Genomic DNA, 21,596 nt, shown 5'->3' on the forward strand with positions numbered 1-21,596 from the left:
GGCGCTTGAAAAAGATTTGAGCCAGGGGGCTTTCGCCCCCCAGCTCTCGGTTGGCTTAGCGAACGTCGGGGATCGGCGAAACCGTGATGGCGTAATCGCCCCGGCCGCACTGGTCATCGACCGTGGCGCTCTGAAGCGCGCCGCGCTTTGCCAGCTCAACGACCGGCACCTGGCACACGGCGGCATCGGCACCACTGAAGCCAACCGTCAGCTTTTCTTTGCTCGCCTTGAGCAACGCGGCCAGCTTGTCCAGCGTGGCGCCGGTCTTGGCACTCACCGGCTGCATGTCAGCGGCCGGGTAACGGATGACCAGCTTGTCCAGGGCCTCGGCCTGGCCGTCCTTGGCTTCAACGGTCTTGGTATGCACCTGAGCATCCAGCCCCGCAGCCTTGGCAGCGTCTGCCACTTCCTGGGCTTCCTGGACCTGCGCGCGATACGACGCAACACCGCCAACAACCGCGCCTGCAGCGCACGCCGTCAGGGCCTTGTCTTTCTTGCCGGTCAGCAGAGCGATGCCTGCACCGGCAGCGCAGCCAATCCCGCCCGCCTTGAACAGGCGCAGCTTGTCGGTCTTCTTCTGGGGTTCGGGCTGGGGGGTGTCCTGGGCAAACGAAAGCCCCGGAGCCAGCAACGCGGCGATGGTGAGAGTGAGGATGAAACGCTTCATGGGTATGCCTCCTTATGAGGTAGTTGGGAAAGGGGTTAGTAGGGCTTGGGAGGCAGGAACGCCGGATTGGTTACCGGCCCACGGCTTGCTGCTTTGGTGGCCGGTTGCTTGGAGAGGGTTTCGGCGTCGGGTTCTTGCTGCGCCAGGAACTGGGAAAACGCTTGAAGGGTTTTCACCACCAGCTCCTCGTTGGCCTGGAGCGCCGCGCTCTGCTCTGCTCGCAAGTCCGCCAGCGCGCTTTCTAGGGCAAGGGCATTCCGCGTTTCGGATTCGCGCACCACGGCCCGGATGTCGTCCAGGGCGTCGCGGGTGTCCAACCCCTGCACCACGCCCCGGTTCTTTTCCAAGACCGCCAGGCGCAAATACTTGTTCAAGGAAACGCCTTGCTCTTTCGCGCAATACCGCGCGCTCTCCAACTCATCGGGAGCGATGCTGAAAGATTTGGTTGGAAGCGACGGACGACCCACTTAACCCCCTGCAAAGAAAAATCCATACCCATGGATTAGCAGGAGTTTTTGGAAGCGCAAGTGGGCTAAGCCGATTTTCTTCTGTTTTGCTGGGGTGCCGGCCATTTTTCAGCCGAACGGTTGGCCAAGTTGTTAGCCAAGGTTAAAAGCAAGGCGCAGCAAGGCTTGGACGGGTAGAAACGCTGCGCGTTTCTAGCCAAGCTGGAACCCATCGGAGGTGCGACTTGTGTATGGCCTACTCCCTTCACCCTTCGGAAAACCTTGAACGGTGAATGGGCAGCCAACCTCTTCCCCCGCAGTCCTTCCCCAGTTTTCGCTCCACCGATCTTGCCCTTCCGCTTTTCCCCGGTAGAAGTTAAGTAAAGCCCCAATCCTCAACCCAACCGGAGCCCCCTATGCCCCTCACTCCCGCCACGCCCAGCCGCTCAAAAAAGTTTTCGCCAGCCCCCGCAGCCTCCCTCCACACCCAGCCAGCTCCCCACCTCCCCACCGACTCCGCACCCCTTGCCTTAGAAATCCGGGACCGCCGTTTTCCCCACTCCCGCGAGCTGTCCCTGTCCGTTTTAGTCAAGCGGAGGCCAGCATGGGATCGCGTGAGTGGTTGGGTTCAGTCACGCTGCCCGGGTGTTCCGAAAGCCCTGTCTCCATCCGTTTTAGTCAACTCTGCTTGGGGGTTCTGGAGGACGAGTGCTGGGGTTGTTGGTTTTGGTTCGAGTGCCTGGAAAGCGTTGACCCCATCTGTTTTAGTCAAGCGAGTGGCCCCGGTTGAAGTTCACTGCCCCCCGGTATTAGATCAGCGGTTGGGGGGGCCAGCGCTGGTCTGGAAATGTTTCGGGCAAGCGGGCTCTGGGTTTTGGATCGGCGGTCGCTGGGGAGGTTCGACAGGCTCGGCAAAGCGTTTTAGTCAAATCTTTTTCAGGCTCCTGCACCTCCCCACCGCCCTCGTTCTGCGATCCAAGTGCTCGGCTTACGATGAACGGCTGGGGGGTGTTCCGTGCTTGAGCTGACCCCCTTCTTGGATGCCATTGCCCGAGCCGATGCCCCGCTGGAAGGCAAGGCCAACGGGTGGCAACGCAAGGCTGTTTTGGCCGAGTTCGGCAACGCCTGCGCCTTCTGCTCCGCTCCACTGGACCTGTCCTCTCCCAAGTCTTGGACGGCTACGCCACTGGTCCCCGCGCAACTGGGAGGGCCAGCTTCCGTTGTCGAAAACTGGGTGCCTGCCTGCCGTCCCTGCGCTGCTGCCAAGGGCCTGCGCGATGTCGTGAGCTGGTCGGACTGGCAAGCGTCGGCGGACCCTGACCGGGTGGCCCTGCTGCTGGAACGTCGGCGCTCTGCATTGCTCTACGCGGAGAACCATTTCACCCCGTTGAGCCGTCACTCGAAGCGTGAGCGGCTGCTAGCACACCTGTCCGCCCGTTTCGACAAGCCCCGCTTCAGGGTCTATGCCTGGTCGGGTGAGGTAGATGGGGAGCGCGTGTGCTTAGTGGGCTGGAGCACCCGGTCAGGCGATGCCCTGGCACTGAGCGAGGCCCTGCTGGCGTTACGACTGAGGGACGGGGGCGAGGTGCTGGCAGAGGGCCAGTTGACCCTTCTGCGGGTTGCGGTGGACGCGTTCCTGCGGGCCGTGTGGGCGCTCATCGAGGCCCATGGGCTCGTCGTGGAGTTGGACGTGCCAGGCGGTGGCCCGCTCGATGTAAACGACTGGAGAGAATGTTGGCGCCACCGAGTCCAGGATCCTGTCAGCAACCACAAGCGCCTCCCGATGACCGGCGGTCCTGCCCTGCCTCATGCTTCCCGTGTGCTGTCTACGAACCCGGATTCGGTTCGCCGGTTGGCCCAGCTGCAGACTGCGAAACGGGCGGACAGGTTGGAAGAAGCGGAGTTGCGGTATCGAGAAGCGATGGCCCGGAAGACCAAATACCTGGAGCGGGTGAAGCGCGGCCTGGAGGCCCCGATGCCGCTGGACGAATACCGGGCGTGGGCGGATGAGGTGCGTCAGCTAGGCGTGGACTGGGCTCGGATGGTCACCGAGAGACTGGGCTGACGCTCGGCGCGGAATGCGGGCCTATGCACCAATGACGTATTCGTTGCCCTTGATCTTCTGCAAGTAAGCCCATGTGCCAGCCAGCGCCAGGTTTGAAGGCGTTGTTTGCAAGCGGAAGGCGCGGTCACGGTAGGCATCGCCCGAGTCGCAGTAGGCGGTGATGAAGTCGTAGCCCTCCTTCCCATGGAAGCGGAACCGATCCCCTTCTACACACTTCAGCAAGGCCTCGGGGAAGCATTCCAGCACCTTGCGCCTCCCGAACTTGACGGTCAGCGTCGGCGGCCCATCGTCGTCAAACACCACCTCGTATGAGCTTGCCTCGATTTTAAGGAGCTCGGACAGGTGATGGATGGTTCCATAGCCGTCGTTCTCCACCTCACCACACATGATCGCCATGCGAGCCACGGCTGGGAAATGCTCCCAGCGCCAGTTCTGAATCCTGTGGGGATAGGGGAACCAACGCTTCTCCAAGCACTCGGGCACTAGCGCGTGAAGTTTTTTAGCGTTGAACCGTGGGCTCCTGGAAACGATGGATCCGGCCAGAGCGACCATGGCTCGAATCTCCTCCACGTCGAGCATCTCACCCTTCAAGCGCTCGTCTGGGATGCCATGAGCCTTGAATGCTTCTTCTGTGGAGGGCCTGGCAACCTCCTGATAGCCGGTATACATGGCCGCGGGCTGGACCTTTCCATCCGCCCCCTTCTCCACGATCACGCACATGATGTGGACGATCGGATCGTCCCGTGTGACACCGGTTGTGTCTGCTTCGACCAGCAGCACGGGAAAGTCGATGGGCTTGTTCCTTGCCATGGCTAAAGCATCCTTGACGCATGAGGCGGAAGTCGGTGTAAGCCCGCATATTACAGCTCGTAGGCCTCGGCCTCGCCATTGGCTTGTTGGTTAAACCATCTCGCATAGGGCGAGTTCTTCACCAGGTGCGGGTTCCAACCCTGATCCCCATCGGTCCACCACACCGGACCACGTTCGCCCAATCCCCTTTTCGCGCTGTCCACGGCGCGCCGGGCGGCGGCCAGTGCCTCCCTGTCTTCGTTGACCTTCGCAGACTTCACGGCACGCCGTGCGTCCATCAGCGCATGAACGAGGCGCTCCCTTTCTGGCTTGCTAAGACGCGGGTTGGTCGTGCGCCAGAGGCGGCCTCGAACAATGACATAACGGCCGTCTAGGGTGGTGAGGGGTTCCATGCGGGGGAGCGTATGGGGCGAGCGGTGACGGTGAAGCAGACAAGAGAAAGGCGGCCCCCTGGCCGCCTTTTGTCTCCCCCCCTGCCTCACCTCACCCAGCTTTTTGCTGCTCCTCACGCCAAGCGTTGAGCAAGGTTTTGAACGTCGGGTTGGCCTTAGTGACGATAAACTCTCGTCCGTCTCCCATGATCTTCCCGCCATTGTGGTAACGCGCATCGTGGACAGCGGTCCAGCGCGAACCCCAACAGAAGCCCTCTTCCTTCTCGAAGCTGACGGGCTCAAGGGAGACTTCAGCATAGTTTTCGACCAGGCCAGGGTTCAGCCCCAAGCCGATCATGACGGATTCTTCAGCCGTGAAAGTATTGTTTTGCATGTTGGTCACCTTTTTGGTTTTCCGGTCAGCGGCATTGCTTCCCTATGAATCCAGGTTACGACAGCACATAAAAATGTAAACCTCAAAACAACACATTTATTTGACTGAAGTGTAGAACTGACGGGCAACCGCAGAAAACACAAAAACCCTGCAACGCCCCACATTTCCAGCCAAGCGCCGGGCCCGGCGGAAGCCGAGGCCCCACCTGCCTTTTCCCAAAACGCTTTTGCTCTAGCCGCTTTTGACGTTGCCTTTTCTCTCCAAGAGCTCAAAAGAACGCGGCCCGAGACCGCGCCTGAAAAGCTCCCTCCGGGGAAGTTAGGACATGGGCCGGGGCTTCCGCCCCAGCCACCGCTCTACCTTCCCACGAACACCAAGCCCGACCATCCACCAATGGGGCACCTGCCCCTTTTGCCCCCAGCATCGCCAGACTCCAGGCATAAAAAAGGCGACGCTCAGGCCGCCCTTCTTCATTTCCATCTGTTCACTGACACTGCTCCAGGCACCGGTCCACCAGTTGCCGCATCGCCTCGCCCAGCGAGATCCCCGCCGTTCGGGCATCCCGCACCAGGCCCTCGGCCACCTCTTCGGTCACCTTCGGGTCCGGCAGAATCGCGCCGTAACGCATCCCATCAGGCCCATGCTTGGCACGGACTCGGGGCTCGAACGGCTGGCGGATGTCAGCATGGGCGGCCACCAGGGCAGCTAGGGCACCGCTGGCCGTAAGCCCCCGTTGGCGAGCGAGAGCCCGGAATGCGGCGGCCTTGTTGGCGGCAATGCGAACCATGGGCAACCGGCGGGGCACCGGTTGCTTGGGTCGGATGGCGTAGGGGTTACGAACCACGAGCGATCTCCTGCAAAACGCTATTGCTCCTCTTTTCTAAATCTTCTTTGTGGAGCTTGAGAAGCTCTCGCATATCTAGGACATGCGCATCGCTTTCAATCAGAACGTTGCATGCATCGACGTAGATCAGCTCTTTCTTCGGTCCAGACAACCGGCGCGGGGCCGGTTGCTTGGGTTGGATGGCGTAGGGGTTAAGCAACTTCCTCATCCTCGCCCTCCTGTCCGTAGGCCCAGACAAAACGCGTTTCATCCACGATGCGCATGTTGCGCCAGCCCAGGTTTTGCTCCAGATCTTCCATGCCCGCTTCGGCTTCGGCGAGCGTCGAGTATTCCGCGTTCTCGATGGGCTCCCAGTTGCTGCTCCAGGTGTTGGTGGAGTAGTCGGCTTCGATGGTGAAAGTGTTGCTTTGCATGGCGCTTACCTTTTTGGCTTTTTCGGTCAGCGGCATTGCTTTCCTATAAATCCAGGTTAAGACAGGCCCGGAAAATGTAAACTCAAAAACAACACATTTATTTGACTAAAGTGTAGAACTGACGGGCAACCGCAGAAAATACAAAAACCCTGAAACGCCTCACACTTCCAGCCAAGCACCGGCCCCGGCGGAAGCCGAGGCCCCACCTGCCTTTTCCCCAACACGCTTTTGCTCTAGCCGCTTTTGCCGTTGCTCTTTCCACCCGCCGCCAGCCATAAAAAAGGCGGCCCATGGCCGCCTGTCTTTCACTGCCACCCGAGGGATGGCGTAGGACCTGCTCAAAACTCTGCAGCGATTTCCTCGTGATCCAACGCTTCGGAAACCTCGGCCAGGGTGGCATACCCGCGGAGGGTGCCTTGATGCTTCCCGTCAGAGAGCTCCCACCGCGGCATGGCTTCGCAGTTGTTGGCAGCTTCCATTTTGACGTGGCGCCCAGCTTCGGAGAGTTCCAGACCCAAACGGGCGGCGCGGTTTTCGAGGGTTCGGCGGCGAGCGGTTTTCATGATGAATCCTTTGTTTTTCAGGTTAGCGGTATTGCCTCCCTATGAACCCAGGTTACGACAGGGCCGAAAAATGTAAATCCGAAAACAACACATTTTTTTGACTAAAGTGTAGAACTGACGGGCAACCACAGAAAACACAAAAAATCCTGAAATGCCTCACATTCATAGCCAAGCACCGGGCCCGGCGAAAGCCGAGGCCCACCCGCCTTTTCCCCACGTCGCTTTTGCTCTAGCCGCCTTTGACGTTGCTTTTTCTCTTCAAGATCTCAAAATAACTCGGCGGCTCTGTTTAAGAGACCGGTCTACCAGCTGCCTCTTCGCCCTGCCCAGCGCGATCCCACCGGCTGTCTCCCTGGCCAGCCGGGTGCCGATCCCAGCAGCTCGACAGGAGCCAAAAGAAAACTCCGTCAGATGCCTGGTCGAATAGCAGGTGTGCTTAGGCGTCGCGCAACCAAATCCGGCGAACGTGTCCGTCGACGAACCCGTTGAAAGTTCCTCTCCTTGCGTGCTAACGCTAGGCACCATCAATGTTCGGCTAAGATTGAACGCATCACCCTTTTGAGATGGAGATTTGATGGACAGCAAACAGGAAGCGAAGTTCGAACAGGTGCTTCTCGAAGCTGTGGACCAGGCCAAGGCATTCAACTATCACCCAAACCGTTTCGTAGCGATGATCCGCAGCAAGGGACCATTTCAAACGGTCAAGGACATCGTCGCGAGCGCTAAGCCCTCGGACGGCTTCAACGAGTTGCTACTGGCGGGCCGAATGGACCTGACCTGTGAGGCCATCATCGTGCAGACCGAATGGCGCACGTTCTTCGATGAAGATCTTCTGGCGATCGCAGAACGGCGGCTCACTGCGCATGGCTACGCTTGGACCCGATTCGCGGAATGATGGACCGAGTGCGCCTGCTTCGCATGGGGCTGGTTTGCCTAGTCCGAACATGGAAGCACCGGTCTATGCTCCGCTCAATCAACCGAGCATCTGCCCTGCCCTACCTTTTCAATCCCAACCACGTGAGCACCACCGCCGAAACAACGGCAAGCAGGAGCCCGATGCCGGCCTTGCCCAAGTTGTCCGCCAGCCAAGAACCCAAGCGGCGGTAAAGGCTATCCTCCCCCGGCGGGGCCTGGATGTAGCGCGATGTGACGTCCTGCCCTTCTTCCGCCAGATCTTCGTTGCCCCAAGAGTAGCGCCCCAGGAACACCACTCCGCCACCTCGGTTGAGCTCATCTGTATTGCGGCGACTCGCCTCTGCCAGCGCCTCCAAAGTGGGCGCGGCGGCTTCGACAGTGGCTCGTATAGCGGTCCAAGTGATGTCCCGCGTTTGGACAACCGAGTTGTCCGGCAGGAGGACCGGTTTGCCCTGCTTGTATGGCCTAACAAAGCGCCGCTTTAGCTCAGCTGCCGTCAAATCGGTGAACAAGGCCTTCTTCTTGTCGCTTCCTTTGAGCAACACGATGACGTGGTGGAAGCGTCCGGAGCTTTGGATTTCAGCCATGGACTAACGAGCCCTCCGGGCCTGGCCTACCAGTGCCTTCCGAACCTGTCTCCGCATCGGATCTAGGTCATCGGTTGCCGTGGTCACTACGAGGCGACGTTTGCTCTTTTTGAGCTCCTGGCAGGCCCAGGACGCCAGCGCGATGAGCGCAGTGGTGAGAATCGGCTGCTCTTCCCCGGTGACGTCCTGAATCTGCTCACGCAGCTTGGGCGGCACGGTGACCATCGTTCGCTCCACACGCGCCCCGTTCTCGTCGCGGTAGTCAAACATGGTGGAGTCGCGTCCCACCTCCAGATGAACCCTCTGGCCGTCCCGCAAGTAGGGCCGCTCTTCTTGGAAATCGAAGTAGGTCTTTCGTCCTGGCGCGTCCCCTGCAGCCACCATCAGCTCTGCCAGCTGCTCTTCGGAAAACTGGTCCAGATCAATGAGCGGCGCATACTCCCGCTGCGGCTTGGCATGAACCACTTTCGCAGCCATGGACAGATCTTTGCGGGCCGGAGCCTTCTTGGCCACGGCGTTCTTGGTAGGGGTCTTCTTGGCAGCCATGAGGTCCGGCAGGGGCAGCATTGGGAGCTCCATCATGCATGCCCCCGGCCCGGGTTGGCCAATCTTTTTTGGATAGCCTGACCTACCCGCAATATATCTTCTCGGGCGTTAGCCACGCCCGCGCCGCGCATGGAAAAGACGGTCTCCCCCAGCTCATAGAAGCTTCCCAGCGCAGCGCGCTCGGGGATGACGATGGCCCCGGCCAGCTCCGGGTCTTCCAGCCGCCGGCGGTGTTCAGCCCGCTTGATGTTGACCCGGTTGGCCACCGGTAGGAAGGCCTTGCCCTGCTTCCGGAGGGTCTCGATGGTATGCAGGTAGACGACGTAACTCCCGCCGTCGAGCAGAGTGGGAACGATGTAGAGGTCGCCATCCGGAAGCTGATCTTTCACTGGGGCGCTGGGCGGCAGGTCTTGGATTTCCAAGTCGAACCCGGGGGAGGCCGAACGGCCCACGGTGAATGGGGTTTGGTCGGAAAGCGCGGCCCAGGCAACAGAACAGCAGTGCGGATCTCGGTCGTTCACCAAAACTCGGTGTTGGGAGGCGAAGAGCGCAGCAAGATTGAGCGAAAGCGTCGTTTTGCCAACGCCCCCTTTGAAACAACAGACGACGAGACGCATGATAGAGATCCCTTTATGGGTAGGTCATGCAACACACTAGGCTGCAAACCTAATCCCGCAAGGGCCTCTGCATCCAGAGGGTTTTCGCCGTGCAGACGTCCGGGATTCAGCGACTCAGGCCGCGGCGGGAGCCGTGGCCCTCCCCGCCCCTTCTCCCACGACGCCTTTCGGCGGCGAGTAGCCGCCGGCACGTGCTTCAAACCTCTTCAGCGACCGGTTGCTGAGTCTTGATGAACGCTGGGTGGTAGCGGTGAAGGTGGGTGTTCATCAAATCCGCGGTATGGCGTGCGAACCATGCCTGCATTGCCGGGCACAGAACGCCTCCACAGACCTCTGCGACGCTCCGACCTTCTGAGATCTGACGACGTTCTAGCTTCCCGGTGTGCCCCCGTCGCACCACGAACCGCTCCCCAATCCGGACCAGCGGGTTGGCCCCGGCGTCCATGAGCGCTTCGATCATCGCGGCATAGCGCGCCGCCAGGATCCGGTCCGACTGGATCGCCTTGGCATACATGACGGAGGCGACGGCCAACGCAGTGATGCCAGGATCGCCCGCCACGCCAGCGTCGAGGTCGGGCGTCCCCTTGAGCGAGTGCAGCCACCCATAGAACGCCAGCGGGTCGTTGGTTTGGATGGCCCTGATGAGGCTTTCGGTCCCGGCACTCATTGCCCACCTCCCAGAACCCCGATGAGCACCAAGGCCACCAACGCGTAGAACGGCACCAGCACGATGCTCCACCACGTCTTCGAAACCTCTTGCAGCACCCTTCCTTGGCGATGCTCCGCCGGCAGTTGATAGAAGCGCACCAGGGCGCGCCCGGCGGAGATGGGGTTGGCGACCAGGTCCCGGTAGAACACCGCGGTGCCCAGGAGACCGACAAACAGCAGGGCCATGTTCAAGAGGCTCATGCGAAGCGCTCCTCTTCCTTCTTCCAACGCCGCTCATGGCGGGCGCGGGTGGCCAAGCGCTGGATCCTGCGGTGCTTGTCGGCCAGCTGATTGAGGCCATTGGTGCGGTCCAGGAACCGCGCGGCGGTGTGGAGTTGGAAATGCGCCAGGTCAGTGCTGGCAGGCTCGACGGGATGAATCTTCATGTCTTCACTCTCTTTTTGTGGATAGGTCGGTTTACCCATTAAACCGCTCCTACACACGATCCAACCACATCGCCAACCGATGTCAACCCATTGATTTGAAAGATTTTTGACTAAAATCAAGAACTGCCGTCGGGGCTTGTCAAAACGCGGTTGTGTCGCATGCTGAAGTGCATGACACCGCATGCCCGCCCTCGCCGCCGTTCTTCCGCTCCAGGCTTTGGCCTGGTCGAGTTGCTGCTCGCATTGGGGGTTGCCACCGCAATGGGCGCCGCCGCGTTTTGGGTCTACCCCCGCGTCACCACTCGGGTCAACGTGGCGTCGGACGTCGAGAACGTTCGGGACCTGGCCAGCCGCGTTGATCGGTCCCATGGCGTCGTCGGTTCGTTCCGCGGCGTCAGCACGTTGAACGTCCTCGAAGAAGGGCTGGCCCCTGCCGACTTCCGCCAAGGCAGCGCAGCGACCATGAGCAACGCGTGGGGCGGCGCAGTGACCGTGTCCCCGGCCACGGTGCGCTTGGCGGGGGATGCCTTCTCCGTGGGGCTGTCCGGGCTTCCTGCGCGGGCCTGCGTGCCGTTCGTCTCCGCCCTTGCGGGCGACGCGAACGTGCGGGACGTGATCGTGGGCAACACCAGTGTTTTGTTGGGCAACGGCGGAACCCTAGACATCCCCGGCTTGGGATTGGCGTGCGGGGCCGATGGGGCCGTGGTCGATGTCGTTTACTACTCAGGCCTTGTGGCCGGCTCGTCGGTGGCCGTGGTGCCCACGCTTCCCCTGCCCTCCACGCCCGCCGTCCCTGGCCCCTCAACGCCAACCCCGGCTGGACCCGTCACTGGTGCGCCCAGCGTGAGCGATGCGGTGCCGGGCGTTCCTGGGAGCGTGTCGTCAGGCCCTGGGGTTGATCCCTCCCCGCCGCTTCCTCCGCTTCCTGATGCACCCAGTGTTCTGGTGCCTCAGCCGCTCCCAACGCCGGTCCCCACCCCGGCTCCGCCGGCTTTGGTGCCGTGCCGGCAATCGGAAAGCTCGGCGGCTCGGGCGAGCTGTCCGGCGGGCACGTGGGGCACGGAAACGGTGCGGACACGCCAGGTCTGCGCCGCTGCTGACGTAGATCCAACCTCAGACGCTGCATGGGCTCGTCCGGAGGCGTGGGTTCAAGCCCAGACGGTGGTAACCGTGACGGCGAGGGATTGCCAGGCCTGCCCTGGAGCCGCCCAGGAGGAACGGGATCAATGGCTGCCCACTTCGCAAGCCTGCCCGTCAGGCCAAACCGGCACGCATACCTGGGAGCGGCAGCAGGTCAGATCGCGGGACGTGTTCACCCATTGCCCGTTCGGCACCGCCGCCCTGCCCGGCCCCACTTACGGCGGCTGGTCCAACTGGGTGGATACAGGGGCGCGTCGCAACGAGGTCAACACCTGCAAGCCCACGGCTGCTCGCTGCAGCGATGGCAGCTTGCAAGTGGTGGCGTGGCATTCGGGCGACTGGCAAGACTTGCCGCCGCTGGTTGGTTCCTGGGCGCTTCAGTATTGGTATTCCGATGCGGTGGTGCGACTGACGCCGGCGGAAAAAGCCAAGCTGGACTGGGCCATCAACAACGTGCCCATCCAACGGGTGGAGACGCCCGCACCGATGCCCGGCAACTGGCCCGCCAACGTGAGCGAGTCGGCTTTTTACGAAGAGCAATGCAACGCGCTTTCGGACGCGGGGAACATCCGTTACGCCTACTCTTACGACTTTGAGTGCGTCGCTAATATGGGATGGCACTACTGCGACTACAACTGGACCAGCGGCGGCACGTCCTTGGCCGTATGCCGGCAAGCATGCGCGTCCGATTTGGTGGGCAAGAGCAACAATCCGTATCGCTGGGAGTGGCCCGAGTCGTCGGTGGTGGCTTCGACGCCCTACACCACCTGCACGGGCCAGCCCGGATGCACGCCCAACGGCGGTTTTGGCACCCAGCAAGGCCTGCCGGCGTGCAACGAGCACAACGTGGGCGAGACCTTCGCGTTCAACTGGTATCGCCAGTTCTACAACCCCGTGCGGGTGGACTACCAGACGCTGACGCTGACATGCAGAGGGCCTAGCTGATGTGCCAGGGACCATCGTCCCCGCCCATAGGTCAGTCGCAGAGATCAAACCTCAACGGCTTGCCATCCCACCGACCATACAGCTCGCCACTCCCCCAATAGCTGACCCGGCCTTCGCTTTCGCGCCGAATCGCTCTGAACACGCCGTTTCCCGGTGTCTGGTCGACCAAGCTCCCATCAAGCACCGGGAGAACATCTCCAACCAGGCCATCCGGCGGAGTTGCTTGAGAAGGGATTGGTAAAAGGAGAGCACCTGTCGGCGTTTCTCGAAGAACGATGCAGAAGCACGGGTAGCTGAAGCTCTTCCAGGAAAAGACCAGCGCAGGATGCGTGCCTCGGGCACGAATCTCGTCGAGCAGCGGGCCGAGCGAAGTCATTGCTAGCGCCCTGGCCTTCGCCTTCATGGCCTCTTGGCTTGCCTCCTCGCACCAAGATGCAACGTCCGATGAGTCGGCGAGGATCAGGTCCTTATTTCGGCTAGCAAAGCGCTTGGCGACGTTTCTGTAGCGTGACGTAGTAACAAACAACCCGCCCGCCTTCTCCCGCAGGCTATGCGCCTCAAGGGCTGCCACTGCATCAAGATCTATAGGACGATGCTTGGCGTAACGCTTCGCTTGCACCAGCGTGAGGGCATCACCCAAAGGGGATTGAATCCACATTCGGACATCCACGCCTTCATCGGCGCTGCCCGGTCCGATCTGAGTCCGCCAGCCTCTGGCCGTGAACACGCTGCTGATCAGCTCTTCGAAGGCACGGGGACTCAGCCGATACAGGTCATCTGGGCGCTTCGAAAAATACTCGTAGATATCGCCGGAAACATCCGCCGTATCGGCCTCGATCAGCCGACAGGTCCACCTCCAGCGAGCCCATTCGTCGAACCTCTTCTGAAGGTCAGACTCCTGGTCAATGAGGTAGTAGCCGGCGGTGACGTGGTCATCTAGCTCAATGAATACACCGATGGACTCCAATGCCGCGTAGAGCTCCTCGGCCTCGTCCATCCCTTCATTCAAGCAGCGCCCCACCATACCTTCGGACCAGAGGGTCAAAATGGAAGAACCCTCACCCGGCTCAGTGTCGTAGTGATCAAGTGGATCCTTGTGCCCAGAATCACCCCACAGGTCGTGGCGCTCTGCCCATGACTCGGTGATCGCCTTGGCTTGGGCAACCACATCCTCCAGCTCTTGATCCGGCTTGGCCCTTGACTTTCGAGCACCCTTGATACTTTTAGATGAAGTTGCCACGACATATCTGCCGTCCGATAAAGTTGGAACGTATACTCCGCCCAACCGACATCTTTTTCCACATCCTCGGACGCACATGACAATCCTTTTCTTGATTGCGCTAGCCCTTGCGATCCCTACCAGCGGCCTATCTCTACTGGTCTACGGTGCAGTATTTGTAGGGAAAGCCATCCTTAAAGCTAAAGTAAGGATGCAGGAGGCCAACAAGAACATCGCCTTTAAAGCGATTGACAGCGAGGGCCCGAAGAACCTTCCCTCTTGGGTTAAAAACGAGGATCGGCGAGATGAGTTTGTCAGCGCGCTGCTGATGATGGCTCAGCGAAGAGGAGTTCCGGAGGCTTACTTGGGCGTGATGCTCAACACTCGGCAGTCTCTAGAAATCCTGTTGGGCTTCGCAGCAGAGATGGAGAAGAACGGCGCCTCTTTCGTGGAGCAGCAGTCCGGCAGCATCGATTTCGTCTGCCAGATGTGGGATCGCTTGGACGCAGCAAACAAAGCTAAGTTCGCAAACATTGATCTGACAGAAGAACAGTATCGCAGCCTCCACACGCCAATCGAACGCCGACTCCCCATCAACGCTCCGAGGCGCAACGATGCCCGCACTACCCAAATGATCGAATGGGCAATCGAGACTCTTGGCAAAGAGCCAAGCGTAATCGGAACCGCCTACGACGAGATTTCCTACAGCGCAGTGGTCAGCTACGTTCATGAACGCAAATGCACGATCATTACGCGAGTGGCAAAGCCCTACGGCGACTGGCTTGAGTTCCAAACGAACGTGCGTGGTCGGTCCTATCAAGTCACACTGGGAATGACACACGAAGGACACGGTTCGGTGCTCACCTCTCATCCCGCCTAAGATGTCAGTCCATGCGCTGGCTCATCAGGCGTCCGGCAGGGCCGTCCTATCCCACGCCCGCATGACCCACCCAAACACCACGGCCAGCACGCCGATCAAGAACATGCCCCAGAGCCAAGCCAAGTAGAACGCTGCGGTAGCGATCTCCCCAAACTGGGGATGCTCCGCATACTTGAACCCCAGAACGGCGGCCGCCACCACCGTCACCACGCCCAATCCGCCCCCGAGCAGCGCCCCTTTCAGGAAGCCGTGCTTCCGAAAATACGGCATCCGCCCCGTGCGGACGTGCCAGTCCCAGAGCCGCTGAGCCCGGATGTGGAGCGCCAGGCAAAATGCCAAAAACGCGAAGACGAGCGCACCGGGCACACAACAGACCACGCCGATGAAGAAGTCGCGCTTCATCACCTCCACGCCGGCCGCCAGCCCAACCAGGCCCAACGGACCCAAGATGACGCTCGGGAGGATCAGCGCGGATGGGCCCGGCGGCGCATACACAACTTGCTGCGGCGGATAGCGGTTCATATGGTCTTCCCCTGTTGGATGGCTGCACGCTTGATCGGGACCGGCGTGCAGTCAAGCGGCGGACTGCGGCCCGTTTAGCCCGCAGAAGTCCCTTCGTCGGTCACTTCGACCACTTGCCAACCTTCGCCTTGCGGGCGGAACAGGGCCCGCAGCTTCGGCTTGAGGGTGCTCGGTTCGGGCTTGGTGGGCTGGCCACCGATGGACCCCTGCGCTTTTACCGACCCGCCCACCATGCATTCTTGATCCCCATTCGGCTTCTTCTCGCAGTCGAGATCCAAGCCGCCCGCGTCGGTCACTTCAAACCGCCAAGAGCGCTGGAGGGTTGCCTGCCTCCCCTGCTCGGTGAAAAAGCCTTCCACGACCTTCACCCCGTCCTCCTTCGTGGGGCCCTTGTCGCCAGAGCAGGCCGTCAGGGTCAAAAGTGCCGCTGCTGCGGCCACGATCAGTGCGTGCTTCATGTCATGCGTCCTTGTCTTTGGAGGGGGTGATGCCGATGATCTGGTTCTTGTAGCCGATCTCGAGGCGGTCGATTTGGAGAACGATGTCGGGCAGGCCGTTGGGCTTCAACCTGCCCTCCACAACCTTGAAAAAGATTCGGTCTCCCGTGGCGTCGCGCCCCACCCGTCGCAGCTCGGCCGCGTCTTCGGGCTTCAATCGCAGCGCGGCATGGTAGCGCCCACCATGCTCGACCCCGACCACCGCACTGCCCTTGCCCAACGGCGAAGGGCCGATAACAGCCGTCGGAAGAAAGTCAGGCGAGCGGGGATACCAGTCGTGGTTCATGACCAGCACGTAGGCGTGGAGAATGTTGGTGCTGGGGTCGATCTCCACGTCGATGTAGGGCCGCAGGTAGAACGCGTCGGTGGAGGCGATCTGCCGCGCCTTGGCTTCAAACGCAGACGCCGGGTCGCCCTGCAGGCCTACGCGTTTGAACTGGTGCCCCCATGAGCCAATGCAGTGGGTTCGCATCGCCGGTGCCAGGGCAGCGCCGGCCTTGGCCTGGGCAAAGAGGTTGTCTTCGCACATGCCGAAACCGGCCGACGCGGTGGCCGCCAAGCCCCACCGGATCCGGGTGTAGCCGTCGAGCACTGGAGGGTCGCCGTCGTCCCAGTAAGTCCCCGCTGGTTCCAAATAGGGGCTCCTTGCCCGTTCACTGACTGTCCTGGGCGTCCCCGAGATCGCCTGCCCGATCTGCCGCAGCAGTCCTTTTGCCTCTTGGGCTTGGACCCCGGCCGACACCATCAACGCAACAGCGAAAATGCCCCCTGTCCAATGCTTCATGCCCTGCTCCTTGCCGTGGTTGCCTGCAACTTACGTGCCACGTAGAGTCTACCCGGGGCGTAGATCATCCGTCATCCTGCCCGCATGCCTGCACTGCATCCGTTCAGCCCATGACAGCAGCCCCGTCCGCTCCCCGGACGATCGTGGCGGCGCGCCTGCGCCAAGCCCGCGAGCTGAGGGGATTGAGCCAACGGGAGGTTGGAGTGCGTATGGAGTTGGACAAAGACACTGCATCCGCCCGCATCTCCCGCTACGAGTCGGGATCGATGTCGATCAGCCTGGAAGCCCTTTTCAAGCTGGCCGAAGCACTGGAAGTGCCACCGGCTTACTTGGTCGCAACGACGCCAAGCATGTCCGAAGCCATTCTCGCCCTGAGCATGGAGAGCGTCTCCCAGCAGTCCCGCTTGGCGGACATGTTGAACGCGCTCGTCAAGCTGCCGACTCAAGAGCGCGAAGCATTCGCCAAACTGCTTGAAGCCAAGACCAAAGACGGTTCCGCGTAGCGGGGCATGTCCAAGAGCACCTGTCGCCATCGCCATCCTTCCTTGGTATTGGCCTCGAATACCCCTTATCGGCCTGCATTACCAATCCTTAAGGCCCTCCTCCCTCGCACCTACGACCATCACCGACTTGCCTCCAAATGTGACCCGCGTCACTATTGCGGAAGGGGAACGGAGCCTTCCTGGCTCTGGCCATTCACAGGGGAAGTGACCGATGGCGAACAAGAATGGGGCCGCTGCACCTACGACTCTGGAAGAGTGGTTGAATGGCCGCCCAAGCTGGCTGCGCATGGCCGCTTCCACGGTGATCCAGCACCGCCGCATGCCGAACGAAGAGGAGATGGAGGCGCTGGCGGATCACTGCCTGGCCGAGGCAGCCAAGAAGCTGGATGCTCCCCACCCGGCGTTGGCACCGGGAACCATCTTGGGGACACCCACCGCCGCTGAGCTTCGCATCGACTCGGTCTCCTCCATCCGCGGCGTCAATGCCCTTGGCGAGGACGCGGCATTGGACCTCAGCCAAGGCCAGATGACCGTGGTCTACGGACCCAACGGGGCCGGCAAATCGGGCTACGCCCGTTTAATGAAGCACGTTTGCGGCGCGCGGGCCAAGGGATCCATCCACGGCAACGTGTTCAAGCAGAACCCCGATGCTGCCTCTGCCCTGATCAAAGTCACGGCGACCCGATCCGACGGCACGACATCGTCTGCTGATCTCACTTGGCAAGCATCCGACGGCCCCCACGCGACATTGAAAGCGGTGCCGGTCTTCGACTCAGCCACAGCGCTGGAGTTCGGAGACAGCGCCACCACCGCCACCCATCTTCCCCGAGCTATGCGGTTCGTCGGGATGCTCATCCACATCTCAGACGATCTCGCCACCCAGTTGAAGGCCCGCGCCGCCAAGCTCACCAGCAAACTGCCCATCATCCCGGAAGACCACGCGCAGAGCAGCGCTGCAACGGTCCTCCGGAAGTTGACGGCGAAACTGACCGAAGAGGAGATCAACCAGCGTTGCGCTTTCCCCGCGGCACTGAACGATGAGCGTTTGGCGCTGGAGACCGCACTGGCCCAGGCGAACCCTGAAGTGGCCCACGCCAAGGCCGTCGGAGAGCTAGAACGCTTGTCGCAGATGGCCACAAGCATCTCGGCATTGAAGGAGAGCTTGAACGACGAGAAGGCCCGAGCCCTCTTGGATGCCCGCAGCAATGCAGAGGTCAAGCGCCAGGCCGCCACCGCCTATGCCACGGCATTCCTCAACGGGTTGCCGCTCAAGGGCATCGGAGACGCCGTGTGGCGAACCCTTTGGGACGCTGCAAAGGCGTATTCGACAGGTCTTGCCTACCGTGACCACCCTTTCCCCCATGTTGGGGACGAATCCCGTTGTGTCCTCTGCCAGCAACCGTTGGGAGACGACGGCAAGGCCCGCTTGGCCAGCTTCGAGAGCTATCTCAACGACACCCTGCAGACAGAAGCCAAGAGCGCGGAAGACGCTCTGACGGCGCTGAAGAAGGCATTGCCCAGTCCTCTCACCGATGTCGCCTGGCAGGCCCAGTGCGCTGCTATTGGCTTGGAAGCCCCTCAAGCCACTGAGCTGCTTGAGGCCATCCATGCGAGGTTGAAAGCCATGGCCGGGGCCACGACGGCTTCGGCGGTGGAGTGGTCGGTGTGGACCAACGCCTACGATCAGAAGGTCAAAACAACCACCGCTGATCGCGACGCGCTGGCGGGCTTGCTGGACCCGACGGGGCGGAAGGAGAAGGAAACCCGCCTAGCAGAGCTGAAAGCACAACAGTGGCTGTCGGAGCAGCGCGATGCGGTATGGGCGGACGTGATCCGCCTCAAACGCGTGGGAACGGTGGAAGCCGCTGTCCGGTCCACCTCAACCAGCCAGTTGACGACCAAAAGCAATGACATCGGCGAATCGGAGTTGGCCAAGGGCTACTGCGACCGCTTCAATGCCGAGTTGCGGGCGCTGGGGGGCCATTCGCTTCCTGTCCGCATGTCGTATCGCTCCCAAGGCAAAGGCGCGTTCACCTTCTACGTGGAGCTGAAGGACGCGCAAGGCGCCCAGAAGAATCGGGAGATCCTGAGCGAGGGTGAGCAACGCATCGTGGCATTGGCGGCCTTCCTGGCCGATGCGACAGGCCTTGAACGGGGCATGCCCGTGATCTTCGACGACCCCATCTCCTCCCTGGATCAACGCTTTGAGGAGGCGGTCGCCAAACGCTTGGTGGATCTGGCCGAGCATCGCCAGGTGATCGTGTTCACGCATCGGCTGTCTTTGATGGTCCTGCTGCAGAGTGCCGCCAAGCAGCGGGCCAACCTCGATCAGTCTACGGTCAAGGTCGCGGTTGAATCGATCGCCCGCGATGGAAGCAGGACCGGCATGCCGGCGCAGATCAATACGTTCTCTCTGAAGCCACAATCCGGCTTGAACCAAATGATCAGCAGCATCGGACAGCTTAAGAAGCTTGATCCGCCGCTAAAAGAACTTACCCTGAAGGCCGCCTGCAGCAACTTCCGAATCTTGGTTGAGCGCTCCGTAGAGGACGAACTTTGTTCGGGCATCATCAACCGCTATCAGCGCGAGATCAACACGCGCAACAAGCTACAGCGGCTCAGCGCAATCACTCCGACAGACTGCGCACTGATCGACGGCATGATGACCAAGTATTCTGCGTTTGAGCACTCTCAATCCATTGATACACCAACGTGGCTTCCAGAGCCGGACGAGCTCCTTAAGGACGTGCAAGACATGCTCGAATGGTGCAAGAAGTTCAGTAAGCGAGCGGAAGCGGCGGCGAAACCCAAGGCGTAGGCCGGGCCACCCTTTACTGCGGGCTCACGGTCATCAGAAGCGCCGCTTGGCAACGACTCCCCCGGCGACTGGCAGCGCTTGATGCAACTCGTGCGCGCGAAGAAACGCGTGCAGCCACTCTTCCGCGTCTTTGGCGCCGGTCAGTTCCCGAACCACCACGCCTGCGACGCAATCCCCAGGGACGGCAAACAGGTCGTCGTTCAGATCGCTGCTGGACAGAGGGGTATGGAAATCGGCCCCCTCTTGGAACGCCTGAAGCAGGTGCTGCCGGGCAAGAGGATCCCGGCGTGCCGCCCATGCGAGGCGAACGAGCTCCGACGATGGCCAGGGTGCGGGGGTCATCAGAACTCGTAACCGTCTGGCACGCCCGAGGGGATGCCCTGCATGGGGCCCGAGTAGCCCACCTGCTGAACCAGGTTCTGGGCGGTTTGCGACATGCGATCCAGGCGTTCCGGGACTTGGTCCAGGGCGAACAGAACCATGCCAAAAAGGGCGATGTTGAGCAGTTTGTTGAAAAGTTTTCGCACGAGCGAGGTCCTCCGTGGTTGTCAGGGGTTCGGGTTTCAAAAAAGCTGGTGGTGTTGGGCGATGCCGAACAGGCAAAGCGCCCAAGTGGCCGCAATCGCTGCAGGAGCCAGGCAGAGCGACACGCCGATGGCAATGTCCGACAGCTTGGCCTTGGGGTCGGTCACCATCTCCCATCCCAGCTTGGCCGCTCCCATGCCCGACATGGCGTCGAACAGGAATCGCAGGAGGGCTCCAGGGGTGGAGGACCGGGCGGGCGCTTGGGTTTGGCTGCGGGTATTCATCAGAGCGCATCCAGTCGATCAGCAATGGCCAATCCGGCGACCAATCCAGCCAAGAGGCAAAAAGCAAAGAACGTCAACATGGGGTTTCCTTTGGTTAAAGAGCATCGGCGCTCTTCTCTGATCTCAAAGTAAAAGAAAACCAACTTTTCGCAATAGATTGACCCTACATTTTTATGACTAAAACACAAAACTGACGGAAAAAAGCAGAAAACACAAAAACCCTAAAACACCTCACATTTCCAGCCCAGCGTCGGGCCCGGCGGAAGCCGAGGCCCCACCCGCCCTTCCCCCAATGCGCTTTTGCTTCATGCCACTTTTGACGTTGCCTTTTTCTCTTCAAGAGCTCAAAAGAACGCGGCCTGGGCCGCGCCTGAAAAGCCCCCTCCGGGGAGGTTAGGACGTGGGCCAGGGCTTCCCCCAGCCTCCGCGTGGCTGTCCTTGGCCCCATGCCCGCAAAAGGCGTCCGAGGGATCAGGCGTTGGCTTGGATGCATAGCCAGACCAGCTGGCGGACGGCCTCGGTCAGACGAATCCCAGCCCGGTTAGCGTCAATCTGCAGGGCCGTCACGGCATGGAGTCCCAGCTGCACACTGGGGAGCGCGGCCCTGTAGCGCTCTCGCCCCTTCGACCCCTCCCCGGTCCACGGCGTCGGGCGTCGAGGGGAAAACGGTTCTCGAATCTGGGCGTGTTGCTCGATGAGTTGAGCCAGTGCAGCGCGCATGCTCAGGCCTTGCGCGGCGGCCAGGGCTTGAAACGCGGCTTTGCTGGGCGCGTCAATCCACGTCTCGTGGATGGTTTCGACCAAGCGTTCTGGGGGGCGGAGAATGTAGCGTTTGGTCATGCAGGGCTCCCGTGCGGCTTGGCCATCCATCCTTGGGCGGCCGCTTCTTCAGCGGTCAGCAACGCGGAAGTGCCCAGGAAGCGTGTGAGCTGGTAATGGCCGATGGTGTGCGGATACCGCTGGAGGTGGGCGTGCATGGCTTTGTCGAAGTAGCACGTGGACCCCGAGCGGCGTTGATAGGCGAAATAGCGGCGGCGACGCGTTGCTAGGGGCTTCATGCCGAACCCCCGCAATCGTCGCAACGCTGCATCTCTGCAGGATACGTTGAGAAGGGGTAGGCCCCTTTCTGCCCCACTTCCCCGCAGCA

At 61.1% G+C, this 21,596-nt stretch carries 29 protein-coding genes and 1 pseudogene; 7 read left to right on the forward strand and 23 right to left on the reverse strand.

The genetic code is table 11. The features are described 5' to 3' along the window. Nucleotides 1-55: 55 nt before the first annotated feature. Both AASM09_RS16155 and AASM09_RS16160 read right to left on the reverse strand, forming a co-directional pair. Nucleotides 56-667 (reverse strand): hypothetical protein, encoded by a 612-nt coding sequence (locus AASM09_RS16155; protein WP_343368496.1) that lies wholly within the window; start codon nt 665-667, stop codon nt 56-58. 35 nt (nt 668-702) lie between these two features. Beyond that, nucleotides 703-1,041, reverse strand: coding sequence for a hypothetical protein (locus AASM09_RS16160; RefSeq protein ID WP_323162913.1), 339 nt, complete (start codon nt 1,039-1,041; stop codon nt 703-705). A gap of 1,087 nt (nt 1,042-2,128) precedes the next feature. Between AASM09_RS16160 and AASM09_RS16165 the strand changes: the two genes are divergently transcribed. After that, on the forward strand, nt 2,129-3,178 hold the full coding sequence (locus tag AASM09_RS16165; RefSeq protein ID WP_343368497.1) for a hypothetical protein: 1,050 nt from the start codon (nt 2,129-2,131) through the stop codon (nt 3,176-3,178). A gap of 21 nt (nt 3,179-3,199) precedes the next feature. Here AASM09_RS16165 and AASM09_RS16170 read toward each other — a convergent pair whose 3' ends face one another. The 7 genes from AASM09_RS16170 to AASM09_RS16200 form a co-directional block, all read right to left on the reverse strand. Continuing rightward, complete coding sequence (locus AASM09_RS16170) at nt 3,200-3,988, reverse strand: hypothetical protein (RefSeq protein ID WP_343368498.1); 789 nt, start codon at nt 3,986-3,988, stop codon at nt 3,200-3,202. Between the two features lie 50 nt (nt 3,989-4,038). Continuing rightward, nucleotides 4,039-4,380, reverse strand: coding sequence for a hypothetical protein (locus AASM09_RS16175; protein WP_235650264.1), 342 nt, complete (start codon nt 4,378-4,380; stop codon nt 4,039-4,041). A gap of 91 nt (nt 4,381-4,471) precedes the next feature. Continuing rightward, nucleotides 4,472-4,753, reverse strand: a complete 282-nt coding sequence (locus AASM09_RS16180) for a hypothetical protein (protein WP_266192821.1) — start codon at nt 4,751-4,753, stop codon at nt 4,472-4,474. Between the two features lie 484 nt (nt 4,754-5,237). Then, complete coding sequence (locus AASM09_RS16185) at nt 5,238-5,540, reverse strand: hypothetical protein (RefSeq protein WP_266192822.1); 303 nt, start codon at nt 5,538-5,540, stop codon at nt 5,238-5,240. Between the two features lie 46 nt (nt 5,541-5,586). Next, nucleotides 5,587-5,805 (reverse strand): hypothetical protein, encoded by a 219-nt coding sequence (locus tag AASM09_RS16190; RefSeq protein ID WP_343368499.1) that lies wholly within the window; start codon nt 5,803-5,805, stop codon nt 5,587-5,589. Further along, a complete protein-coding gene (locus tag AASM09_RS16195) occupies nt 5,789-6,046 on the reverse strand; it encodes a hypothetical protein (RefSeq protein ID WP_343368500.1) in 258 nt (85 codons plus the stop codon). The genes AASM09_RS16190 and AASM09_RS16195 overlap by 17 nt, the downstream gene beginning before the upstream one ends. Before the next feature lie 302 nt (nt 6,047-6,348). Next, nucleotides 6,349-6,573 carry a hypothetical protein gene (locus AASM09_RS16200; protein ID WP_343368501.1) on the reverse strand — a complete coding sequence of 75 codons (225 nt, stop codon included), beginning with the start codon at nt 6,571-6,573 and terminating at the stop codon, nt 6,349-6,351. A 574-nt stretch (nt 6,574-7,147) separates the two neighbouring features. Here AASM09_RS16200 and AASM09_RS16205 point away from each other — a divergent pair. After that, nucleotides 7,148-7,468, forward strand: coding sequence for a hypothetical protein (locus tag AASM09_RS16205; protein ID WP_312390640.1), 321 nt, complete (start codon nt 7,148-7,150; stop codon nt 7,466-7,468). Nucleotides 7,469-7,568: 100 nt separating this feature from the next. Here AASM09_RS16205 and AASM09_RS16210 read toward each other — a convergent pair whose 3' ends face one another. From AASM09_RS16210 to AASM09_RS16235, 6 genes are all read right to left on the reverse strand, one after another. After that, complete coding sequence (locus AASM09_RS16210; protein WP_312390637.1) at nt 7,569-8,075, reverse strand: hypothetical protein; 507 nt, start codon at nt 8,073-8,075, stop codon at nt 7,569-7,571. Nucleotides 8,076-8,078: 3 nt separating this feature from the next. Further along, nucleotides 8,079-8,642, reverse strand: coding sequence for a hypothetical protein (locus AASM09_RS16215; protein WP_312390634.1), 564 nt, complete (start codon nt 8,640-8,642; stop codon nt 8,079-8,081). An 11-nt stretch (nt 8,643-8,653) separates the two neighbouring features. Beyond that, nucleotides 8,654-9,238 carry a ParA family protein gene (locus AASM09_RS16220; protein WP_343368502.1) on the reverse strand — a complete coding sequence of 195 codons (585 nt, stop codon included), beginning with the start codon at nt 9,236-9,238 and terminating at the stop codon, nt 8,654-8,656. 196 nt (nt 9,239-9,434) lie between these two features. Beyond that, complete coding sequence (locus AASM09_RS16225) at nt 9,435-9,905, reverse strand: hypothetical protein (RefSeq protein WP_343368503.1); 471 nt, start codon at nt 9,903-9,905, stop codon at nt 9,435-9,437. Then, nucleotides 9,902-10,147: a hypothetical protein gene (locus tag AASM09_RS16230; protein WP_343368504.1), complete on the reverse strand. Its 246-nt coding sequence runs from the start codon at nt 10,145-10,147 to the stop codon at nt 9,902-9,904. Before AASM09_RS16230 ends, AASM09_RS16225 begins: the two co-directional genes overlap by 4 nt. After that, nucleotides 10,144-10,371, reverse strand: a complete 228-nt coding sequence (locus tag AASM09_RS16235; protein WP_130519086.1) for a hypothetical protein — start codon at nt 10,369-10,371, stop codon at nt 10,144-10,146. Before AASM09_RS16235 ends, AASM09_RS16230 begins: the two co-directional genes overlap by 4 nt. Before the next feature lie 222 nt (nt 10,372-10,593). On the opposite strand from AASM09_RS16235, the pseudogene AASM09_RS22240 reads away from it, so the two are divergent. Both AASM09_RS22240 and AASM09_RS16240 read left to right on the forward strand, forming a co-directional pair. Continuing rightward, nucleotides 10,594-10,965 (forward strand): annotated as a pseudogene (locus tag AASM09_RS22240) (type 4 pilus major pilin); the annotation flags it as partial. A gap of 675 nt (nt 10,966-11,640) precedes the next feature. Further along, the gene (locus AASM09_RS16240) at nt 11,641-12,417 is read left to right on the forward strand and encodes a hypothetical protein (protein WP_343368505.1); all 777 of its coding nucleotides are present in this window, start codon (nt 11,641-11,643) and stop codon (nt 12,415-12,417) included. A 31-nt stretch (nt 12,418-12,448) separates the two neighbouring features. On the opposite strand, the gene AASM09_RS16245 is transcribed toward AASM09_RS16240, so the two are convergent. Next, complete coding sequence (locus AASM09_RS16245; protein WP_343368506.1) at nt 12,449-13,657, reverse strand: restriction endonuclease; 1,209 nt, start codon at nt 13,655-13,657, stop codon at nt 12,449-12,451. Between the two features lie 76 nt (nt 13,658-13,733). Here AASM09_RS16245 and AASM09_RS16250 point away from each other — a divergent pair, with 76 nt between their 5' ends. Then, on the forward strand, nt 13,734-14,516 hold the full coding sequence (locus AASM09_RS16250; protein ID WP_040008391.1) for a hypothetical protein: 783 nt from the start codon (nt 13,734-13,736) through the stop codon (nt 14,514-14,516). Nucleotides 14,517-14,540: 24 nt separating this feature from the next. On the opposite strand, the gene AASM09_RS16255 is transcribed toward AASM09_RS16250, so the two are convergent. The 3 genes from AASM09_RS16255 to AASM09_RS16265 all read right to left on the reverse strand — a co-directional run bounded on the left by AASM09_RS16255 (nt 14,541) and on the right by AASM09_RS16265 (nt 16,319). After that, nucleotides 14,541-15,038, reverse strand: coding sequence for a hypothetical protein (locus AASM09_RS16255; RefSeq protein ID WP_343368507.1), 498 nt, complete (start codon nt 15,036-15,038; stop codon nt 14,541-14,543). 74 nt (nt 15,039-15,112) lie between these two features. Continuing rightward, nucleotides 15,113-15,496 (reverse strand): hypothetical protein, encoded by a 384-nt coding sequence (locus AASM09_RS16260; protein WP_140222681.1) that lies wholly within the window; start codon nt 15,494-15,496, stop codon nt 15,113-15,115. A 1-nt stretch (nt 15,497) separates the two neighbouring features. Next, nucleotides 15,498-16,319 carry a hypothetical protein gene (locus AASM09_RS16265; protein WP_343368508.1) on the reverse strand — a complete coding sequence of 274 codons (822 nt, stop codon included), beginning with the start codon at nt 16,317-16,319 and terminating at the stop codon, nt 15,498-15,500. Nucleotides 16,320-16,429: 110 nt separating this feature from the next. On the opposite strand from AASM09_RS16265, the gene AASM09_RS16270 reads away from it, so the two are divergent. Next, nucleotides 16,430-16,822, forward strand: a complete 393-nt coding sequence (locus AASM09_RS16270) for a helix-turn-helix domain-containing protein (RefSeq protein ID WP_343368509.1) — start codon at nt 16,430-16,432, stop codon at nt 16,820-16,822. A 211-nt stretch (nt 16,823-17,033) separates the two neighbouring features. Further along, nucleotides 17,034-19,640, forward strand: a complete 2,607-nt coding sequence (locus AASM09_RS16275) for an AAA family ATPase (protein ID WP_343368510.1) — start codon at nt 17,034-17,036, stop codon at nt 19,638-19,640. A gap of 33 nt (nt 19,641-19,673) precedes the next feature. Here AASM09_RS16275 and AASM09_RS16280 read toward each other — a convergent pair whose 3' ends face one another. From AASM09_RS16280 to AASM09_RS16295, 4 genes are all read right to left on the reverse strand, one after another. Further along, nucleotides 19,674-19,982, reverse strand: coding sequence for a hypothetical protein (locus tag AASM09_RS16280; RefSeq protein WP_343368511.1), 309 nt, complete (start codon nt 19,980-19,982; stop codon nt 19,674-19,676). After that, entirely contained in the window at nt 19,982-20,167 is a 186-nt protein-coding gene (locus AASM09_RS16285) for a hypothetical protein (protein WP_008268538.1), read from the reverse strand. The genes AASM09_RS16280 and AASM09_RS16285 overlap by 1 nt, the downstream gene beginning before the upstream one ends. Nucleotides 20,168-20,203: 36 nt before the next feature. Further along, nucleotides 20,204-20,449, reverse strand: a complete 246-nt coding sequence (locus AASM09_RS16290) for a hypothetical protein (protein WP_024958712.1) — start codon at nt 20,447-20,449, stop codon at nt 20,204-20,206. A gap of 471 nt (nt 20,450-20,920) precedes the next feature. Further along, nucleotides 20,921-21,289, reverse strand: a complete 369-nt coding sequence (locus tag AASM09_RS16295) for a hypothetical protein (RefSeq protein WP_024957548.1) — start codon at nt 21,287-21,289, stop codon at nt 20,921-20,923. Nucleotides 21,290-21,596: the final 307 nt, after the last annotated feature.

Origin of the sequence: Stenotrophomonas maltophilia (assembly GCF_039555535.1) — a bacterium.
GTDB lineage: Bacteria > Pseudomonadota > Gammaproteobacteria > Xanthomonadales > Xanthomonadaceae > Stenotrophomonas > Stenotrophomonas maltophilia_Q.

Excerpts from the sequence above, each read along its gene's own strand:
- AASM09_RS16275 (WP_343368510.1), top strand. The coding sequence starts at position 17,034 with ATGGCGAACAAGAATGGGGCCGCTGCACCTACGACTCTGGAAGAGTGG.
- AASM09_RS16270 (WP_343368509.1), top strand. The coding sequence starts at position 16,430 with ATGACAGCAGCCCCGTCCGCTCCCCGGACGATCGTGGCGGCGCGCCTG.
- AASM09_RS16155 (WP_343368496.1), bottom strand. The coding sequence starts at position 667 with ATGAAGCGTTTCATCCTCACTCTCACCATCGCCGCGTTGCTGGCTCCG.
- AASM09_RS16230 (WP_343368504.1), bottom strand. The coding sequence starts at position 10,147 with ATGAGCCTCTTGAACATGGCCCTGCTGTTTGTCGGTCTCCTGGGCACC.
- AASM09_RS16205 (WP_312390640.1), top strand. The coding sequence starts at position 7,148 with ATGGACAGCAAACAGGAAGCGAAGTTCGAACAGGTGCTTCTCGAAGCT.
- AASM09_RS16195 (WP_343368500.1), bottom strand. The coding sequence starts at position 6,046 with ATGCCGCTGACCGAAAAAGCCAAAAAGGTAAGCGCCATGCAAAGCAAC.
- AASM09_RS16200 (WP_343368501.1), bottom strand. The coding sequence starts at position 6,573 with ATGAAAACCGCTCGCCGCCGAACCCTCGAAAACCGCGCCGCCCGTTTG.
- AASM09_RS16260 (WP_140222681.1), bottom strand. The coding sequence starts at position 15,496 with ATGAAGCACGCACTGATCGTGGCCGCAGCAGCGGCACTTTTGACCCTG.
- AASM09_RS16215 (WP_312390634.1), bottom strand. The coding sequence starts at position 8,642 with ATGCTGCCCCTGCCGGACCTCATGGCTGCCAAGAAGACCCCTACCAAG.
- AASM09_RS16295 (WP_024957548.1), bottom strand. The coding sequence starts at position 21,289 with ATGACCAAACGCTACATTCTCCGCCCCCCAGAACGCTTGGTCGAAACC.
- AASM09_RS16220 (WP_343368502.1), bottom strand. The coding sequence starts at position 9,238 with ATGCGTCTCGTCGTCTGTTGTTTCAAAGGGGGCGTTGGCAAAACGACG.
- AASM09_RS16250 (WP_040008391.1), top strand. The coding sequence starts at position 13,734 with ATGACAATCCTTTTCTTGATTGCGCTAGCCCTTGCGATCCCTACCAGC.
- AASM09_RS16280 (WP_343368511.1), bottom strand. The coding sequence starts at position 19,982 with ATGACCCCCGCACCCTGGCCATCGTCGGAGCTCGTTCGCCTCGCATGG.
- AASM09_RS16225 (WP_343368503.1), bottom strand. The coding sequence starts at position 9,905 with ATGAGTGCCGGGACCGAAAGCCTCATCAGGGCCATCCAAACCAACGAC.
- AASM09_RS16170 (WP_343368498.1), bottom strand. The coding sequence starts at position 3,988 with ATGGCAAGGAACAAGCCCATCGACTTTCCCGTGCTGCTGGTCGAAGCA.
- AASM09_RS16255 (WP_343368507.1), bottom strand. The coding sequence starts at position 15,038 with ATGAACCGCTATCCGCCGCAGCAAGTTGTGTATGCGCCGCCGGGCCCA.
- AASM09_RS16265 (WP_343368508.1), bottom strand. The coding sequence starts at position 16,319 with ATGAAGCATTGGACAGGGGGCATTTTCGCTGTTGCGTTGATGGTGTCG.
- AASM09_RS16180 (WP_266192821.1), bottom strand. The coding sequence starts at position 4,753 with ATGCAAAACAATACTTTCACGGCTGAAGAATCCGTCATGATCGGCTTG.
- AASM09_RS16210 (WP_312390637.1), bottom strand. The coding sequence starts at position 8,075 with ATGGCTGAAATCCAAAGCTCCGGACGCTTCCACCACGTCATCGTGTTG.
- AASM09_RS16290 (WP_024958712.1), bottom strand. The coding sequence starts at position 20,449 with ATGAATACCCGCAGCCAAACCCAAGCGCCCGCCCGGTCCTCCACCCCT.
- AASM09_RS16235 (WP_130519086.1), bottom strand. The coding sequence starts at position 10,371 with ATGGGTAAACCGACCTATCCACAAAAAGAGAGTGAAGACATGAAGATT.
- AASM09_RS16190 (WP_343368499.1), bottom strand. The coding sequence starts at position 5,805 with ATGAGGAAGTTGCTTAACCCCTACGCCATCCAACCCAAGCAACCGGCC.
- AASM09_RS16175 (WP_235650264.1), bottom strand. The coding sequence starts at position 4,380 with ATGGAACCCCTCACCACCCTAGACGGCCGTTATGTCATTGTTCGAGGC.
- AASM09_RS16185 (WP_266192822.1), bottom strand. The coding sequence starts at position 5,540 with ATGGTTCGCATTGCCGCCAACAAGGCCGCCGCATTCCGGGCTCTCGCT.